The sequence below is a fragment of the Streptomyces sp. NRRL S-646 genome (assembly GCF_000720765.1).
In the GTDB taxonomy this organism is placed as follows: Bacteria; Actinomycetota; Actinomycetes; order Streptomycetales; family Streptomycetaceae; genus Streptomyces.
Window position 1 is genome coordinate 12,871 of the sequence record NZ_JODC01000032.1, and the last position, 17,811, is coordinate 30,681.

General features: G+C 69.7%; 14 protein-coding genes and 2 pseudogenes. 11 read left to right on the forward strand and 5 right to left on the reverse strand.

What is annotated here, in order from left to right; genetic code table 11:
• Window positions 1-228 precede the first annotated feature (228 nt).
• The 9 genes and pseudogenes from IH68_RS0145255 to IH68_RS0145295 all read left to right on the forward strand — a co-directional run.
• Window positions 229-771: a hypothetical protein gene (locus tag IH68_RS0145255; protein WP_030948630.1), complete on the forward strand. Its 543-nt coding sequence runs from the start codon at window positions 229-231 to the stop codon at window positions 769-771.
• A gap of 153 nt (window positions 772-924) precedes the next feature.
• A complete protein-coding gene (locus IH68_RS50925) occupies window positions 925-1,341 on the forward strand; it encodes a GNAT family N-acetyltransferase (RefSeq protein WP_234341802.1) in 417 nt (138 codons plus the stop codon).
• A 181-nt stretch (window positions 1,342-1,522) separates the two neighbouring features.
• Window positions 1,523-3,691: an RNA polymerase recycling motor ATPase HelR gene (helR, locus tag IH68_RS0145265; RefSeq protein ID WP_030948633.1), complete on the forward strand. Its 2,169-nt coding sequence runs from the start codon at window positions 1,523-1,525 to the stop codon at window positions 3,689-3,691.
• Between the two features lie 76 nt (window positions 3,692-3,767).
• Entirely contained in the window at window positions 3,768-4,436 is a 669-nt protein-coding gene (locus tag IH68_RS0145270; protein WP_030948636.1) for an O-methyltransferase, read from the forward strand.
• A 19-nt stretch (window positions 4,437-4,455) separates the two neighbouring features.
• The gene (locus IH68_RS0145275) at window positions 4,456-5,316 is read left to right on the forward strand and encodes an MOSC domain-containing protein (protein ID WP_051834056.1); all 861 of its coding nucleotides are present in this window, start codon (window positions 4,456-4,458) and stop codon (window positions 5,314-5,316) included.
• Window positions 5,317-5,702: 386 nt separating this feature from the next.
• Window positions 5,703-6,581, forward strand: coding sequence for a potassium channel family protein (locus tag IH68_RS0145280; protein ID WP_030948641.1), 879 nt, complete (start codon window positions 5,703-5,705; stop codon window positions 6,579-6,581).
• Window positions 6,582-6,726: 145 nt separating this feature from the next.
• Window positions 6,727-8,250, forward strand: a complete 1,524-nt coding sequence (locus IH68_RS0145285; RefSeq protein WP_030948644.1) for an alpha-N-arabinofuranosidase — start codon at window positions 6,727-6,729, stop codon at window positions 8,248-8,250.
• A 108-nt stretch (window positions 8,251-8,358) separates the two neighbouring features.
• On the forward strand, window positions 8,359-9,360 hold the full coding sequence (locus IH68_RS0145290) for a LacI family DNA-binding transcriptional regulator (RefSeq protein WP_037886372.1): 1,002 nt from the start codon (window positions 8,359-8,361) through the stop codon (window positions 9,358-9,360).
• A gap of 31 nt (window positions 9,361-9,391) precedes the next feature.
• Window positions 9,392-10,114: pseudogene (locus tag IH68_RS0145295) on the forward strand (asparagine synthase-related protein); the annotation flags it as partial.
• Between the two features lie 203 nt (window positions 10,115-10,317).
• Here the strand turns inward: IH68_RS0145295 and IH68_RS0145300 are convergent.
• On the reverse strand, window positions 10,318-10,710 hold the full coding sequence (locus IH68_RS0145300; protein ID WP_051834068.1) for a hypothetical protein: 393 nt from the start codon (window positions 10,708-10,710) through the stop codon (window positions 10,318-10,320).
• Window positions 10,711-10,982: 272 nt separating this feature from the next.
• A complete protein-coding gene (locus tag IH68_RS0145305) occupies window positions 10,983-12,008 on the reverse strand; it encodes an ArsR/SmtB family transcription factor (protein ID WP_030948656.1) in 1,026 nt (341 codons plus the stop codon).
• 255 nt (window positions 12,009-12,263) lie between these two features.
• Here IH68_RS0145305 and IH68_RS50930 point away from each other — a divergent pair.
• Window positions 12,264-14,263, forward strand: a pseudogene (locus IH68_RS50930) (hypothetical protein); the annotation flags it as partial.
• A 25-nt stretch (window positions 14,264-14,288) separates the two neighbouring features.
• Here IH68_RS50930 and IH68_RS0145315 read toward each other — a convergent pair.
• Window positions 14,289-14,642, reverse strand: coding sequence for a hypothetical protein (locus IH68_RS0145315; RefSeq protein WP_030948659.1), 354 nt, complete (start codon window positions 14,640-14,642; stop codon window positions 14,289-14,291).
• A gap of 225 nt (window positions 14,643-14,867) precedes the next feature.
• A complete protein-coding gene (locus IH68_RS0145320) occupies window positions 14,868-15,929 on the reverse strand; it encodes an oxygenase MpaB family protein (protein WP_030948663.1) in 1,062 nt (353 codons plus the stop codon).
• Between the two features lie 92 nt (window positions 15,930-16,021).
• On the opposite strand from IH68_RS0145320, the gene IH68_RS52175 reads away from it, so the two are divergent.
• Complete coding sequence (locus IH68_RS52175) at window positions 16,022-16,672, forward strand: TetR/AcrR family transcriptional regulator (RefSeq protein ID WP_078912906.1); 651 nt, start codon at window positions 16,022-16,024, stop codon at window positions 16,670-16,672.
• Between the two features lie 100 nt (window positions 16,673-16,772).
• Here IH68_RS52175 and IH68_RS0145330 read toward each other — a convergent pair whose 3' ends face one another.
• Complete coding sequence (locus IH68_RS0145330) at window positions 16,773-17,672, reverse strand: thermonuclease family protein (RefSeq protein WP_234341809.1); 900 nt, start codon at window positions 17,670-17,672, stop codon at window positions 16,773-16,775.
• Window positions 17,673-17,811: the final 139 nt, after the last annotated feature.

Sequence of the window (17,811 nt, forward strand, 5' to 3'; positions counted from 1 at the left end):
CGGCCTGGGGCCTGTCCGACGGGTCAGGCCCTGCTCGCCAGGCTTCTGGGCGCCCTGGACACCGGCGCCGCGCTCTGGAGGCGCTCGTGCACCGGTGGGGCGCCGAGCACTCCCCGGGGAGGGTGCGCTCGCGACCCGTCGGACAGGCCAGGCCTGGTGAGCGCCGGCCTCGGCGGCCGCTCGATATCGGATCGCGTCGGACGACTGCGAACTGGCACGCTGCTTCCCATGGATCACGCGGAGGTGCTGCTCATCGGAGGACGGGCCGGAGTCGGCAAGACGACGGTCGGGTGGGAGGTGTCGGCGCTGCTGCGGGCCGCGGCGGTTGCCCACGCGATCATCGACGGTGACTTCATGGGGCAGGTGCACCCGGCCCCGGAAGGCGATCCGCATCGCGCCGAGATCACCGAGAGCAATCTGACCGCGGTATGGGCGAACTTCGCCCGGCGCGGCTGTCGCCGGCTGATCTACACGAACACGACGAGTGTGCTTCCTGAGGCGGCGGGCATGTTCGAGCGCGCCATGGGGGCCGAGGTACGGGCCGTACGGGTCCTGCTCACCGCCTCCGACGCCACCGCCCGAGAGCGGCTGGTCCGCCGGGAACTCGGCTCGGAGCTGGAACAGGAACTGGAGGGCAGCGCCCGCAAGGCCCGGATCCTGGACCGGCGGGCCCCGGCGGAGGCGGTGCGTGTCATGACGGACGGACGCACCGTCGGGGACATCGCGCGCGAGGTCGTCGCCCTCACCGGCTGGGCAGGGCAACGGAGTTGACCCCGTCCCCGGAGCGCCCACAACCGTCGAGCCGCGCCGTAGGGTGGCGCCCATGAGCATCGACGGTGTTGCGCTGCGTCCGGTGGCCGAGCCCGACCTGCCTGTCATGGAACGCTTCCTCATCGATCCGGAGACCGTTGTGCCCTTCCAGTGGTGGGCTGGTCGGACACCGGGCGCTGGCGGCGCCAGTGGGCGGAGAACGGTCTGCTCGGCGACGACGGAGGGCATCTGATGGTGGTGCGCGGCACGGAGCGGCTGGGGTTCGTCGCCTGGCGGCAGGTCAGGCCCACCCGGACCACCACCTACTGGAACATGGGCATCAACCTGCTGCCGGAGGCCCGCGGACAGGGCGTCGGAACCGAAGCGCAACGGCAGTTGGTCCACTACCTCTTCGCGAACACAACGGTCGTACGCATCGAGGCGGACACCGAAGCGGGCAACATCCCCGAACAACGCGCCCTGGAAAAGGTCGGATTCACCCGCGAGGGCGTCCTGCGCAGCATCGCCTTCCGCGACGGACAGTGGCGTGACGGCGTGCGCTACAGCATCCTGCGGGGCGAGCCGGCCTGAGCACCCGGCTCAAGGCAGGCAGAAAAAACAAAGGCAAGGAGGTCACTCACTCCTTGCCACTCTCAACTTATAGCGCACTGGGGGGCTTGCGGCAAGGCCCCGGTCGTGCCGCACAATCGCACGCCGAGGCCACAAGCTGCGGAAATGGGAGTTTCACGAAGTGCATGTTCTGTCTGGCGACATGACCCCTCCGACCACCCGTGCGTTCGACCTGCCCGACCGGCTCGCCCACAAGGCCGCCCCGACCCTGATCGCCGGCGACGAACAGCACTTCGCGGCGATCGCGGAGAGCCTCGAGCAGACGATCGCCGAACTGTCCGCCCGTCTCGACGCCGAGCTCAAGGAACCCGGCGGCATCGGCCGGCAGGCGATGGACCGGGACATCGAGGTGCACCGGCTGACCGGTCGCCTGCGCGCCCTGCGTCGCTTCGGCCTGGACCTGTGTCTCGGACACATCGTCGGCGCGGACGACCCCGAGCCGGTCTACATCGGACGACTCGGCCTCACCGACAGTACAGGTCGTCGACTGCTGCTCGACTGGCGCTCTCCCGCGGCCGAGCCGTTCTTCGCCGCGACCCACGCCAACCCGATGGGGCTGGCCAGCCGCCGCAGGTATCGCTGGACCCGCGGCCGTATCAGCGACTACTGGGACGAGGTGTTCACCGCCGACGGGCTCGAAGGGCGCGCCGCGCTCGACGACCAGTCCGCGTTCATCGCCAGCCTGGGCAGCAACCGTTCGTCCCGCATGCGGGACGTGCTCGCCACCATCCAGGCCGACCAGGACGCCATCATCCGGGCGGGATCCCGCGGCGCTCTCGTCGTCGACGGCGGTCCCGGCACGGGCAAGACCGTCGTCGCTCTGCACCGTTCCGCCCACCTCCTCTACTCCGACCCCCGCCTCGGTCACCGTCGGGGCGGCGTGCTGTTCGTCGGTCCGCACCGGCCCTACCTGGACTATGTCGCCGACGTCCTGCCGAGCCTCGGCGAGGAGGGCGTGCAGACCTGCATCCTGCGGGACCTCGTCGAGGAGGGAGCCGACGCGGGCGTCGAGACCGACCCCGACGTGGCCCGTCTGAAGTCGTCCGCGGAGATGGTGAAGGCAGTCGAGAAAGCCGTCCGGTTCTACGAGGAGCCGCCCGCCGAAGGGATGACGGTCACCGTCGACTGGACCGACATCCGGCTGACAGCCGCCGACTGGGCCGAGGCGTTCGACGCGCCGGAACCCGGCACCCCGCACAACGAGGCGCGTGATCAGATCTGGGAGAAGCTGGTCACGATCCTTCAGGACAGATACGACGGCGACGACCTGCCGCCGAAGCAGTTCCGCAGGGCGCTGCGCCAGGACAAGGAGCTGGTGGGGACCCTCAACCGGGCATGGCCGCTGCTCGAAGCGGCCGACCTGGTCTCAGACCTGTGGTCGGTGCCCGCCTATCTGCGGATGTGCGCGCCCTGGCTGAGTCGCGAGGACGTCCGCAAGCTGCAGCGGGCGGATGCCCAGGCCTGGACGGTGTCCGATCTGCCGCTCCTGGACGCCGCTCGGCAGCGGCTCGGCGATCCGGAGACGGCCCTGCGCAAGCGCCGGCATGCGGCCGTCATCGCGGCCCAGCGCGAACGCATGGCGCAGGTCGTGGACAACCTCATCGACGCGGTGGCCGATTCCGGTGCCGACGGTGATGACGGCGAGGGCCTGGTGAGGATGTTGCGCGGCCAGGACGCGAAGGTCAGCCTGGTCGACGAAGCAGAACTGACCCCCGTCGAACCGGATCTGCTCGCCGGCCCGTTCGCGCACATCGTCGTGGACGAGGCCCAGGAACTGACCGACGCGGAATGGCAGATGCTGCTGCTGCGCTGCCCGTCCCGGAGCTTCACCATCGTCGGTGACCGCGCTCAGGCCAGGCACGGGTTCACGGAGTCGTGGCAGGAACGGCTCGAACGGATCGGGCTGGACCGGGTCGGTGTGGCCTCCCTGAGCATCAACTACCGCACGCCGGAAGAGGTCATGACGGAGGCCGAGCCGGTCATCCGGGCGGTACTCCCGGACGCCAACGTGCCGACCTCCATCCGCAGCAGTGGCATCCCTGTCGTACACGGCTCCGTCGCGGAGCTGGACACCATCCTGGACACCTGGCTCGCCGCGCATGCCAAGGGGATCGCCTGCGTCATCGGCGATCCCACCTTCCCGGCCACGTCCCGGGTCCGGTCGCTGACCCCGGAACTGTCGAAGGGGCTCGAGTTCGACCTGGTCGTCCTCGTCGACCCGGAGGCCTTCGGCACCGACGTCGAAGGAGCGGTCGACCGTTACGTCGCCATGACGCGGGCGACGCAGCAACTCGTCATCCTCACAAGCTGAAAACCTTTGACGGGCCGTCGGCGATCCATAGTAGGTTCCCTTTAGGAACTCAGTGCATATCGAGGGGGAACCTGCCGTGACTCAGCAGACCTGGACCGCCGTCGACGACTACTTCAACGGCCTGCTGGTCGAGGAGGACGAAGCTCTGCTCGCGGCCGCCGCGGGCAGCGAGGCGGCAGGGCTGCCGCCGCATCAGGTCGCCCCCAACCAGGGCAAGCTGCTGAACCTGCTGGCGACGATCCAGGGCGCCCGTTCGATCCTGGAGATCGGCACCCTCGGCGGCTACAGCACGATCTGGCTCGCCCGGGCTCTGCCGGCCGACGGACGCCTGGTCACTCTGGAGGCCGACGAGCACCATGCCGCCGTGGCCGCCGCCAATGTCTCCCGTGCCGGGCTCGACCACATCGTCGACCTGCGCGTCGGCAAGGCCCTGGATGCTCTGCCCCGGCTGGCGGACGAGGGGGCAGGACCGTTCGACCTGGTCTTCATCGACGCCGACAAGCCTTCCAATCCCGCCTACTTGGAGTGGGCGCTCAAGCTCACCCGGCCGGGCAGCGTCATCGTCGGCGACAACGTCGTCCGTGACGGTGCGGTCACCGACCCCGCCGACGTGGATCCGCGCGTCCAGGGCGTCCGCCGCTTCACCGAGCTGATCGCGCAGCACCCCCGACTCACCGCCACCACCATCCAGACCGTCGGCGCCAAGGGCTACGACGGCTTCACTCTCGCCCTCGTCACCGCCTAGCAGAGCCGGAGGCAACGGCGTGGCCCGCGTCGTCGAGTTGTCGTACTACCCCGTCAAAGGATGTGCCGCAGTCTCGGCCCGCGAGGCGCTGCTGACGCCCGCCGGTCTCGCGCACGACCGTACCTTCATGGTCGTCAGCGAAGCGGGCGTGTACCGCACGCAGCGCCGGGATCCACGACTGGCCCTGATCCGCCCCGCCATCAGTGAAGACGGTGGACGGCTTGTGCTCCGCGTGCCGGACGCCGAGTCGCTGGATCTCCCGGTGGACACCTCGGGTGCGCGCCGACCGGTGGACCTGTTCGGGACCGCCTACCAGGGCATCGACCAGGGCGACACCGTCGCCGAATGGCTCTCGGACGTACTGGGCACACGCAGCCGCCTGGTCCGTGTGCCGCCGGACCACCACCGGGTGACCGACGGCCGGACCCCGGGCACCTCCGGCTACGCCGACAGCTGTGCCCTGCACGTCCTCTCCCGCTCCACCCTCGACCTGCTCAACCAGAAGCTCGCCGAACGCGGTGCCGCACCCCTGCCGGTGAACCGTTTCCGCCCGAACATCGTGATCGACGGCTGGGACGAGCCGCACACCGAGGACCGCGCCCGCGGCCTCAGCGTGGGCACGGCCGAGCTGGGCTATGCGAAGCTCGCCATCCGCTGCGCCGTCACCCTGGTCGAGCAGGAGTCGGCGAAGAGGGCCGGCCCCGAACCCCTGCGTACGCTCGCCGCCTACCGACGGGCCGCCGAGGGCGGAGTCGCCTTCGGCACGAAACTCTCCGTGCTGCGGCCCGGCAGAATCCGCGTCGACGACGAGGTGACCGTCACCGCCTGGGGCGAATCCGAACTCCGCACGGCGGACCGCCTGGCCCGGCGTCCTGGGTGACATGACCACCATCGCCCCGACCACCGACGGCAGATGGCTGCTTCACCTACGAGAACTGGGGCGGCGGAGCGCACGTCCGCCACCGGCTCGCGGACGACCCGCCGAAGTTCTACCCGACCGCGTGACGGCCCTTCCCGTCACCAGGCAGCCCGTGCCCTCCGGCGGCCGGACGCTGTCAGCGCCTGGGTGAACGAGTCCGGAGTGCATCGTCACCGAGCCCCGGCGTCCCTGCACGCTCGCGACCCTCGCCGACCTCGTGCTGCCCCGTGCCGCTGCCACCCTTGGCGTAGCAGCTGAAACCAGGGCAAAATCGGGCGGGAGGTGCGAGGCTCCCATTCGCTGGGGCCGCCGAGGCGCCTCACGGAACAGGCCCGTGGGAGACGTGGATGGAGTGGCTGGTCTCGCTGGTCGGCGTGGGACTGGTCCTGGCTGTCCTGCGGGATCTGTTCCACACGCTCTGGCACCCCACCCGCCACGGAGGCATCAGCCGACTCGTCATGACGAGCATGTGGCGACTGGCCCGGCGCCTCCGGGTCCGTCGCCGCGTGGTCGGTCTCGTCGGGCCGCTGGCCATGGTGACGGTGGTGGGACTCTGGGCCGTCATCATCATCCTGGGGTGGGCGATCATCTACTGGCCCCACATGCCGGGCGCGTTCACACTCACGCCTGGTTCCAGGGCGGCACAGCAGCCCGCACTGCTCGACTCGGTCTACCTGTCCCTGGTCACCGTCGCCACCCTCGGGCTGGGGGACATCACGCCCGGCGACGGCTGGCTCCGCCTGGTCTCTCCGTTGGAGGCCCTCGTCGGCTTCGCCCTCCTGACGGCCACGGTCTCCTGGGTGCTGGAGATCTACCCCGCGTTGACCCGTAGGAGGGTCCTGGCCATCCGGTTGGCGCTGCTGCACCGCTCGGCCCCGACGACCGAACACATCGACAGCGTGGCCGGAGCGGCACTGCTGGACAGCCTGGCCACCGAGGTCGTACGAGTGCGCATCGACTTCACCCAGTACGCCGAGGCCTACTACTTCCACGACGGCGAGGACCACTCCTCCCTGGCAGCCATCCTCGGCTACGCCGTAGCTCTTGCCCGGCGAGGGCAGGCGGCCCGACGGCCGGACGTGCGACTGACCGCGGACCTGCTCGCGGGCGCGCTGGACGACCTCGCCACCATTCTCGACCAGCGCTTTCTGCACACGGGCGGCACAACGACGGAGGTCTTCGCCGCGTACGCGGCCGACCACGACCGCGATGTGACACGGGCCTGAGCACATCCCATGGCGAAGGCAGGACCGCGACGGCTACATTTGTATCGCTACAAGAAAGCGGTTGCCGTACGGCACTCGCCTCAATTTCCCCGGCACCGGTTGCGCCCCCCAGGTCCCACCCACGTCATCGACTCGACACAGGAGTATGTCCGTGTCCAACGCCACCGCGGTCATCAACCTCGACATCGAGGGCCCGAGGATCAGCCGTCACCTCTACGGTCACTTCGCCGAGCATCTCGGCCGCTGCATCTACGGCGGCTTCTGGGTCGGGGAGGACTCGCCGATACCCAACGAGGGCGGTATCCGCCTCGACGTCGTCCAGGCGCTGCGTGCCCTGGACATCCCCAACCTGCGCTGGCCGGGCGGCTGTTTCGCCGACGAGTACCACTGGCGTGACGGCATCGGCCCGCGCGAGCAGCGGCCTAGCATGGTCAACACGCACTGGGGCAACGTCGAGGAGAACAACCACTTCGGCACCCACGAGTTCATGGCGCTGTGCGAGTTGCTGGGCGCCGAGCCGTACATCAGCGGCAACGTCGGCTCCGGCACGGTGCGGGAGATGAGCGAGTGGGTCGAGTACCTCACCCGCGACGGCGACAGCCCGATGGTGCGGCTGCGCAAGGCCAACGGCCGCGAGGAGCCGTGGCGCGTGAAGTTCTGGGGCATCGGCAACGAGACCTGGGGCTGCGGCGGCAACATGCGCGCCGAGTACTCCGCCGACCTGGCCCGTCAGTACGCCACCTACTGCCGTGACCACGGTGACAACAAGCTCTACCGCATCGCCTCCGGTGCATCCGACGACGACTACAAGTGGACCGAGACGCTGATGCAGCAGATCAGCTGCTTCGGCTGCGAGGCCACCCCGAAGAACTTCTTCCAGGGTCTGTCCGTCCACTACTACACGCTGGCCGGCCCCTGGGAGGCGAAGGGCAGCGCGACCGTCTTCGACACCGCCGACCACTACCGCACCATGGTCGCGGCCCGCCGCCTCGACCGCATCCTGACCGGCCACTCCACCGTGATGGACGTCTACGACCCGGGCCGCACCGTCGGGCTGGTCCTGGACGAGTGGGGCACCTGGTGGGACGTCGAACCGGGGACGAACCCGGGCTTCCTGTTCCAGCAGAACACCCTGCGGGACGCGCTGGTGGCCTCCACCCACTTCGACATCTTCCACCGCCACGCGGCGCGCCTGTACATGGCCAACATCGCGCAGACTGTCAACGTCCTGCAGGCCATGCTCCTCACCGACGGCGACAGCCTGGTCCTGACCCCCACATACCACGTCTTCGAGATGAACAAGGGTCACCAGGACGCCACTTCACTCACCGTCCATCTGCGCGGCGACACCCCGCGCCGCACGGTCGGCGACACGGAGCTGGAGACCCTGTCCACCTCCGCCAGCGTCAAGGACGGGGCGGTGCTGATCTCGCTGTCCAACCTGGACGCGGAGGAGCCCGCGGAGGTGACGCTCGACCTGCGCGGCCGCTCGGTCGGCGAGCCGAGCGCCCGCATCCTGACGGCCGACCGGCTGCAGGACCACAACACGCCCGGCACGCCGGACACGGTCACCCCGCGCCCCTTCGACGCCCTCAAGGCCACCGACCAGGGGCTCACGCTCACGCTGCCGCCGCACTCGTTCGTCACGCTGAGCGCCCCGCTCGTCTGACACGACCCGACCGCGAGTACGACCCCGCCGCACTCCTGCACCGCCCTGCGCAGCCGGGGTGCGGCTTAGCATGCGAGTGGGTTCCGGGACGGCAGGCCAGGGGTGAGGGTGACAACGATCCAGGACGTGGCGAAGGCGGCCGGGGTCTCACCGATGACCGTCTCGAACGTCATCAACGACCATCCCAACGTCCGCCCCGCGACGCGCGAGAAGGTGCTCGAGGCCATGGCCCGGCTCGACTACCGGGTCAACGTCGCGGCCCGCAATCTGCGCAAGGGCCGTACCGGAACCATCGGCCTCGCCGTTCCGGAGGTGGACAGCGCCTACTACGGGCTGCTGGCCGCCGCCATCATCGCCGCGGCCTCTCGACGCGGCCTCAGGGTGAGCATCGAGCAGACCGCCTCTCGGGACAACGAGCTGGACGCGCTGTCCCTGTCCCGCAACCGGCTCTACGACGGGCTCATCCTGAGCGCCGCGGGCATGGGGCAGGGCGATGCCGAGCGGCTCAGGGTGGACCACCCGGTGGTCATCCTCGGCGACCGGATCTTCGGCGCCCCCGTGGACCACGTCGCCATGCCCAACTTCGACGCGTCCCACGCCGCCACCCGGCATCTGATCGAGCGGGGCTGCCGGCGTATCGCGATCGTGTGCGGGGCGGTCGAGGAAGTGGACACCTCCAGCCTCCGCATCACGGGCTACCGGAAGGCCTTGGAGGACGCGGGCCTGTCCGCGGACCGCGTCCTGGTGCAGCAGGTGGACCGGCTCGGCATGCGCGAAGGTGCCGAACGGGCCCGGGAGATGGCGAAGAGCGGGCTCGACTTCGACGGTGTGTTCTGCGTGACCGACGCCCTCGCCATGGGCGTGCTCCGGGGCCTGGCCGACGTCGGGACGCGCGTACCCGACGAGGTGAAGGTGATCGGCTTCGACAATGTGTCGGAGAGCGAGTTCTTCATCCCGTCGCTCTCCAGCGTCGATCCGGACCACGACGGTATGGCAGAGCGTGCGGTCGACCTCCTGATCAGGCGCATCGAGCAGACCCAGCCGCCGACCCGGCACCAGGACGTCGTCGGCGGCTTCTCCCTGGTGATCCGGGAGTCGACGGGCGGCTGAGACCCCTGCCATGCCCGCACCCGGCGCCCCCGTCGCCCTTTCCGGCGAGTCCGCCGACGAGGTCTTCGGCGGTTACCTGCAGTTCTTCGACGAGGAGGCCCGCAGCGGCGGCACCTTCCCCTGGCTGGTGAACCTCCGCCGCCACTTCGGCGAGGACGCCGAGGTCCTGCGCCCGGACCTGCTCGCCTCCCTCGACCTGGACGGATACGTCGCCGACGGCTACCGCACCGCCGTCGGCGGCATCCACCGCCTCGACGGCGAGAGCGACTTCGAGTACCGGATGCGGCAGATCTGCCATCTCCACCTCACCCGCTTCGTCCGCGTCCTGCTCGACCGGAAGGACCGCGCGAGCATGGCCGTCGGCCTCGAGGTCCGGGTCCCGTTCTGCGACCACCGTCTGGTGGAGTACGTCTACAACACGCCCTGGTCGCTGAAGTCCTTCGACGGCAGGGAGAAGAGCCTGCTGCGCGAGGCGACCGCCGATCTGCTCCCGAAGTCGGTGTACGACAGGGTCAAGAGCCCCTATCCGTCCACGCAGGACCCCAGGTACGCCACCGCACTCCAGGACCAGGCCAAGGACCTGCTGGCCCAGCCCGCCCATCCCGTCTTCGACCTCGTCGACCGAGACCGCCTCCACCGCGTCGCCCACCGCGACAGGCCCGTGAACACGCAGTCCGAACGGCGTGGTCTGGAACGCGCGCTGGACCTGGCCGTGTGGCTGGACATGTACCGTCCGGACATCGAGCTCGCCTGAGCCTCCTTCTCCCCGGTCGACGGCAGGCACCGCACTGGTCGAAGTCGTCCCGGAAGAGCCCCACTGGACGCAGATCTCCGGCTTGTTCTGGCTCACCAGTGGTTGTTGAGGGCATCGACCACGCAGTCGGTCGCAATGGCGCGGCCCGGAAGTAGGCGATGTCGTGGCGGTACTTGAACTGATGGGGGCGGCCGTAGCACGGTTCAGCCGGCGTAGACCCTGCCCTGCTTGACGACGTAGTGCGCCGGCTGGGAGCAGCCGATGGACGGGGTGATCGTCAGGCTGACGGCGACCGGCGCGGGCTCTGTGCTCGCGGTCGTGAACTCGCAGACGGCCTGGCTGCCGGTCAGCGGGTACCAGTACCATCCGTCGACATCGCCCACCGTGACCCGGTCGGACTCCTTCCACCTGCCGCTGTCGTGCGTGTAGACCTGCAGCCGCACCGAGGCGGCGTACTCGTCCTGAGTCGAGCGCAGCGCGGTGAGAGTGATCTTGTAGTCGCTGCCGAGGACGGACGAGGCGATCTGCTGTGTCTGGGGCGCCGCGGTCTCGGCGTTGGAGGCCGTGGCTCCGGCGGTTCCGAGGACACCCGCCATCACAAGGGTGACGGCCGCGGTTGCGGCGCGACGGCTGCAGTGATTGCGGAGCAGGTTCAAGTTTCCCCCCGTTGGGTCGAGTGGTGCGGTTCGTGCGGTCGCCGCGGTGCTTCGCGGTCACGCACCGCCGACGATGTTCGCCCGTGCGCGGGGTGGGGGAGAAGCATTTCGAATGTGCTCGAATTGCGGGCAGCTTGCGGACAGTTGCCTCGGTGGAGGCACGGCTGTGCGCGGCGGCTGTGCGGGAGCCGCCGCCACAGCCGCCACTCCCGCTACGGGGTGCCGCCGACGGTCTGCCCCATCTGCTGCAACTCTCCTTCCTCTCCGTCCAGGAGCCGGTGGCCCATGAGCGTCACCGAGTGCCGCACGTACTGGCCCTCGCGCCGGCTTGCCACCAGCCCCCCGTCGCGGAGGACGGCAAGCTGGTAACTGGCGCTGGGCAGGGCGATACCGACAGCCGTCGCCACTTCGGAGGTGGTCCGGGGACCGCTGCGGGCCACCTCGGCGAGGACCGAGGCCCTGGTGCGGCCCAGCAGACGGTCGAGTCCGTTGTCGTTGAGGGTGATCGAGTCGAGCGGCCGTGCGGTGACCGGGTAGACGAGAACCGGGCCGAGGGCCGGATCGGCCAGCGCGGTGGGCCTGCGCCAGCAGAAGTAGGACGGGACCAGAAGCAGCCCGCGGCCCTCCAGATGCAGGTCGCGGTGGGTCGGATACTCCACTTCCAGGACGGGCGCTCGCCACCGGGCGAGCGGACGCAGGCTCTCCAGCAGAGCCAGGACACCGCCGTCGAGGAGGACACGAGAACGCAGGTCGACCTCGTCACGGATGGCTCTGCGGGCGTGGGCCCAGCGCGGTTCGAGCAATGTCGTGGCGGAGATTTCCAGGGCCTTCGCCAGAGATCGCAGCCCGCGGTCTCCCGGTCGGCCCAGCGTCGTGGCCCACCCGGGGAGGGGACGCGCGGCGCCGAGCCTGCCCAACTCGTGCCGCAGTCGGCCGGGAGGAGTGGCTTGTATTTCCTCCAGGGCCGCGGGCAGACCCCCTTCCAGGACGGTCGGGGTGAGGAAGTCGGGGATGTACCCGACGGGCGGGACGAGTGTCTGCAGCGTGTGCAGGGCACGGCCGGCCACCGGGTCCGTGGCGAGGCGTTCGCGGACGGAGTGACGCCATGACCCGAACTCGAGTGGTCCCTGGTGTGTGACCAACCGGCAGGTGGCGCAGACGAGTTCCCACAGCGGGTCGGGTCGGCGTGAGATTCGGATGTTCTGTAAGTCGTGGGTGGTGAAATGGATACGGAGCATGCGGCCTCATTCGCGGACAGTGGGGGGTTGGCCGAGGGTGGAGAGCGGTGAGCGTCATCATGGGTGACGACTGACAAGCACCGTGGTTGGTTGCTGCGTTGAGACGGACGCCCGGGCAGATCGGCCGGATGCAGCTGTATTCGGCCACACATGGCGGACGTCTGCTGCGGGGCGGGTGAGCACCAGGAGCTGCCGGACCCTTCGGGTGGAGAAGCGGGCTTGCCCGCGGCCGGCCGAGTTCGGTCACCACGCCCGGTGCCCGCCGCCGGCTACGCGGGCCGCACCTGGAGGGTGGCCGGCCTGCGCTCCGAGGTGCGCGGTCGCGCCGACGACCTCGCCGCCCGCTTCGACGCCCGCAACGGAACCACGGCCCACACCGACCGCCGCCGGGCCCGCCTCGACCGTGCTCCGCTCCTGGACGCACTGGAACTGACCCTGCGTCCCCGCAGCCTCGACCACATGGCCCCGGTCGCCCCGGTCGCCGCGCCCGCCGCCGTCCCCGACTCGCTGCCCGAACTCATCCTCCGGGCAAGGGCCTTGGACGAGCAGGAACACCCGACCGCACAGGCCTGCTGGGCGCGGCTGCGCAAGCTCGTCGCCGCCCGTGACTACACCCACCCCGACGACCCGGCCGTGGGCCCGCTCGTACAACTGCGCGGACCTGCTGGCCGACGAGGCGAACCGGGCGGGCAACAAGGACGAATTCGCCGTCGCCGCCGAGCTCCACGAGGAGGCCGCGGTCCTGTACGACGCTGCCGGACGGCCGGGTGACGCGGCGCTCGCCCTTGCCTGCGCTCTGCTCGCCACGGCAGAGATCCCCGCGGAGAGCCCCACGGACGGAGCCGATGGGGCCGAGGCGAAGGCCGCCGCTCTGACCGCCGCCCACACGTCCATGGTCCGTCTGCACGAGGAGACGCCCGGCCTCGCCCCGTACCAGGAGGCCCGCCTGCTGCGACTGCGGGCGACCGCGCTCGCCCTGCGCCTGCAGACGTCACGGAGCGACGAGCACGTCGCACCGGTCCTCGCCGAGGTGGACCTGCTGCACACCTTCGCCAACCGGCACGACATCGTCGGGCAGATCTCCGGAGCCCTGCAGCTGCGGGCCAGCACATACGCCATCTCCGGCCACCTGCCCGCCGCGGTCACCCGACTCGACGCCCTCCTCGACCGGCTGAAGGCACACGGCCCCGCCTGGCATCTGCCCCGCACACTCGGCCTGCGCGGCCGCCTCCAACTCGGCCTGCGGGACGCGCAGGCCGCACACGCGGACCTCACCGAGGGTCTGCGACTGGCCGGCCGACTCCGTCGACACCACCCGCCTCCACGGTGATCTGGCCGAGGCCTGTATGCACCTGGGGCGCCCCGACGAGGCCCTGCGGCATCTGACGCGCTCCGCGGAGCTGGACCTTCGCCACGGCAGCCGGACGGACGCCTACTGCACCTACAGCAACGCAGCCCGAATCAGCCTCGACCTGGACCGCGTCGAGGACTGCATCGCCCTGCTCGACTCCCTGCCGGCCGAACCGGACATCGCGGCCGGAGAGGTGGACGACCGGCTCGTCGCCCAGCTGCGCCTGACCCGCGCCCGCGCCCTGCACACCGGGGAGGACCTCAAGGCCGCCACGGCGGAGTTCGTCGCCCTCGCGGCCGAGTCGGCCGACTGGGACGACGACCCGGGAAGCCATGCCATGATCGCCGCCGAGACGGCCGTACTCCTCGGCGAGGCCGCCGAGTTCGGCCGCGCCCGCGAGGCCGCGGACCAGGCACTCGCCGCCCACGCCCGGGCCCCGCGCTACGAGCAGCTCAGCAACTGCCTGCGCGAACTCGCCCGCCTCCAGGCCCAACGGCAGGGCCCCGACGGCCTGGCCGACGCCCTCGCCTTCCTCGCCGACGCCGGCCGGATCGCCGACGAGGCCCGCACCGCCGGATACGAGGCCCACTGCCGCTCCCTGGACACCGCCCTGGCTTACGAACACGGACGGGTCAACACCTACGCCGGCGAGTACGAGGACGCCCTGGCAGCCCTGGACAAGGCCCTCGCACTGCTCGGCGAACCGGGAACGGACGACGGCCGCGCCGGCGAGTGGGCCGAGTGCATCCGCCTCGCGGGTGCCGTCGAGGGCCTCTACCTGGAACGCCCCGCCCCCGCCCTCACCCGCCTCGACGCGGCGATCTCCCACCTGACCGCCCTGGGCCACACCGAGGAGAGCGAGCCGCTGACCTCCCTGGCGGCCCGGCTGCGTGACGAGGAGTGACGCGACGGTTGCCGGGGAGCTCAGGTCAGGCGCGATTGAGCCGTGCGGCGATTCCGTGACCGATCAGCAAATACAGAACGGCCGGGAGACCATAATTGAGGAGGACGCGCAGGCCTTCCGTGTCCATCGTGAAAATGTCCTGCGACCACCAGGCCAGCCAGTCCGCCATTCCGTGCACGAACTTGACGAATACATTCGCCAGGTTCGCGTCGAGCAGGAACAGCAGGATCCACAGGACCAGCAGACCTGCCGCCGTGTCGGCGATCGTGCAGATCGTCAGCGCCGTGCGCCGACCGGCGGCCTGACGTTGCAGGGAGCGGTCCGGCCCCGAGGGCTGGTTGTACGTCTGGTATCCGGAAACCGGGTCTGTGTTGCTCACGAGGAAATTCCGATCTGATGAGGTGTCGTGTCGGCACGGTCGCCCGGGGCGTCTGAATTCAGTCCGAGGTTTTCCCACGCCTCTGTTCTTCAGCGCCTTGCCGACCTGGCCGCGTTACACCCCAATCCGCGATGTCCCAAATATGGTTTCCTATTCGGGCACTTACTCAAATGTTCGGGTGCGGCAGTACATTTGAGGATGGCGCGGTCGACTCTCGCGTCGAGGTCATGAGAGCGGCCCCAGGATCTCCTGGGACTCGATGAGCCCCTGGTCGCTGGGTGCCTTGCTGTCGTCGAAGACGCGCGCGGCCTGCCGGGCCCGGAATTCGAGGTGGGCTTCGGCGGGCTTGGCGTAGCCGTAGCGGGTGCGGGCCTCCGCAGGCGCCAGCACTTCCTCCTTGCGGGGAGGGATGCCGAGCTTGATCGGCGCGATCACCGGAACCGTGGAGGGCGAGAGCCGCGCCAGCAGGCGCAGTTCGGCCCTGGGGCTGAGGTGGGCGAGCGCGAAGGCCGTTTTCATGACGGGCACGATGAGCAGATCGAGGAGGCGTGACTGCCGGATCCCGGACATCTCACGCATCCAACGCGGCATGGTGGCGATCGTGGCGATCCGCTGTGCCCTCGCGACAGCCAGAGTCGCCGGTTTCGCCCACCACGGTGTCGGCGGCAGTACGAGCTCGCTCCGAAGCAGGTGGTGCATCGCCTGCCGGGCGATCGGGCTGGCGGACAGCCGCGGGCGCATACGTTCGAAGTAGGCCCGGACGCCTTCGCGGCTGCGGGGGATGTCGTCGGGCGAGCAGGTCTGCAGTTCCGCGGCGACCGCACATGCCTCCCAGTACTCCTTCTCCTCCTGCGCGGTGAGTTTCCCGGGGCCGTACTTCTCGTACGCGTAGAGGATCGAGTGCCAGCCGGTGAGCTGGATCCACAGCTGCGAGGCAGGGTTGTTGGCGTCGTAGGTCCCGCCGCCGTAGGGCAGTTCGCCGATCGCCTTGGAGTGGACCTTCACGAGGACGTCCGCGGCCTTGCACACCTCCCGGGAGCCGGCGAAGGCCACCATCGCGAAGTAGCGCAGGGTGCGGTCGTAGCGGGTGCGGGAGCGCCGGTAGATGCCCTGGGTCGCGTGGACGGCGGCCACCAGCGGTGGGTCGAGTTCCTCCACCACCACGGCCCGCTGAAAACCGACCGTCGGCGCCGTCGGATAGCTCCAGACCTTCCAGACCACCGAACCCGGGCCGAAGAAGCCGTAGTCCTCGTGCGGTTCGACCTCACTCCGCTTCGACTTCGCCATGGAGCCGCTCCTCATGCGCGTCCGGGCGCACGCCGCCCTCGATTACGACACTACTGTCTTAAATTAAGACACGCATGTCGTAAGATGCCAAGGTGTCAGCACCCGCAACTTCGGAAGACAGGCCACGCAAGCGACGCCCCTACGCCCCGCGCGTCCCGATCGCGGAACGCCGCGAGCAGCTGCTCGACGCGGCCCTCGCCGTGATCGTGAGTGACGGCTACGACCGGGTCTCCATCGATGCCATCGCAAAGAGGGCCGATGTCGCCCGGTCGGTGGTCTACGGCGCCTTCGAGAACCTCGACGCTCTCTTGACCGCACTGCTCGACCGGCAGCAGGCGCGGGCCTTCGGACGCCTGCTTGAGACCATCCCCGGCACGCCCGATCTGCGCGACCCCGCTGCGTACGTCTCCGAGGCCGTGCGTCGGATGTCCGCGATGCTCCGCGAGGACCCGGACACCTGGCGGCTGATCCTGCTGACTCCCGGCAACATGCCCACCGTCGTCCGCGACCGCATCGAAGCGGACCGAGAGCGGTTTCGGCTCCGTGTCGAGGAATGGATCTCCGTCGTCCTGGCCGACAGGAGCGGCCCGGCACTCGACCCGCAGGTCCTCGCCCACGCCCTTGTCGCCTGCGCCGAACACTTCGGCCGTATCGCGCTCACCGATCCCGGCAGATTCGATCCGTCGCATCTGGTCGACCAAGTGCAGGTGATCCTCGGTGTCATCTGGCCGCCGACGCGTTGACGGCATGTCGGCGGAGCACAGTAACCTCAGCGACGCCTGAGCAGGCCACGGGCGCATCGCTCACGTGGAGAGGTCATGGGCAGTTGGCTCCCGGCCGGGTTCACTTCTCGTCGAAGATGATCTCCTCGGGCTGGTGGGTCATCTTCACGGTGTTGCCGTTGGTGATCTCGACCGCGTGCTGCAGGCCGGTGATCTGCTTCGTGGCGGGCGGGAGGTAGAACTTGTCCGCGCCTCCGCCCAGGTAGGACGGGAAGCAGGTCAGTGACGGGTCCGTGGGGTTGAGGTCCAGATACTCCTTCAGCCGGCGGAACAGCTTCGGGAGGATGACCGCCCCGTCGTCGGCCGTGAGCGAGGCCATCCCGGTGATCTTCACTCCGGACTGCGTCACGTCCTTGGCCCACACGCCCAGCGGAGGCGTGGACTCGCGCGCCTGCTTGGCGGCTGCGGCGAGGACATTGCGCAGAGAGACGGGAAAGCCCGTGTAGAAGGTCGGGTAGACCAGGCCGAGCGAGAGCAGGTAGTGGTTGGCCGTCTTCTTCAGCAGGGCGTCGTCGACGTTGATCTCGTAGCCGGTGCAGCCGGGCGGGGCGCCGCGGCCGACAAGGGCCACACAGCGGCCGTAGATGTCGGTGCCCCGGGTGAGGATGAAGCCGGGCACGCTGGTGGGGGTGAGGGTGACGGTCTCGTCCGCCTTGCGGACGATGCTGGTGAAGCCGAGCCACTTCAGCAGCTCGTCCGCGGCCTGGTGCGCGAGCTCGATCGGCTGGTGCTGGTCCGGTCCGTAGCTGCCCCCGTAGTGGGTCTCCAGCGCATCGATGCCTTCCAGCCGGATGTTGGCGTGGCCGTCGGCCGCGGGCAGGATCGGTTTACACCCGGGTACGAGCTTCCAGTCGGCCACGTTGTCCGGGATGAACGGGACGGTGTCGCCGTCCGGCTTGGCCGTCTCCGACACCTTGAACGAGCCTTCGATGAGCAGCATGGGCATGGCGACTCCCGTCATGGGCATCACTGTGCGTATTTTTCGATTACGTTCAGTATATGTCCCGGTGCTGCGTCGGGGGCATCTCGCGCCGGGAGCCCCGCCGGGGCGGCCCGGGCCGCCGGGTCGGGCAGGAGCAGCTTCCAGCAGCGCCTCTTCG

What these genes read in the sequence shown, in the direction of transcription:
- IH68_RS0145255 (WP_030948630.1), top strand. Translation starts at nt 229, where the DNA reads ATGGATCACGCGGAGGTGCTGCTCATCGGAGGACGGGCCGGAGTCGGC.
- helR (WP_030948633.1), top strand. Translation starts at nt 1,523, where the DNA reads ATGACCCCTCCGACCACCCGTGCGTTCGACCTGCCCGACCGGCTCGCC.
- IH68_RS0145280 (WP_030948641.1), top strand. Translation starts at nt 5,703, where the DNA reads ATGGAGTGGCTGGTCTCGCTGGTCGGCGTGGGACTGGTCCTGGCTGTC.
- IH68_RS0145285 (WP_030948644.1), top strand. Translation starts at nt 6,727, where the DNA reads ATGTCCGTGTCCAACGCCACCGCGGTCATCAACCTCGACATCGAGGGC.
- IH68_RS0145300 (WP_051834068.1), bottom strand. Translation starts at nt 10,710, where the DNA reads ATGGCGGGTGTCCTCGGAACCGCCGGAGCCACGGCCTCCAACGCCGAG.
- IH68_RS0145305 (WP_030948656.1), bottom strand. Translation starts at nt 12,008, where the DNA reads ATGCTCCGTATCCATTTCACCACCCACGACTTACAGAACATCCGAATC.
- IH68_RS0145320 (WP_030948663.1), bottom strand. Translation starts at nt 15,929, where the DNA reads ATGGCGAAGTCGAAGCGGAGTGAGGTCGAACCGCACGAGGACTACGGC.
- IH68_RS0145330 (WP_234341809.1), bottom strand. Translation starts at nt 17,672, where the DNA reads ATGACGGGAGTCGCCATGCCCATGCTGCTCATCGAAGGCTCGTTCAAG.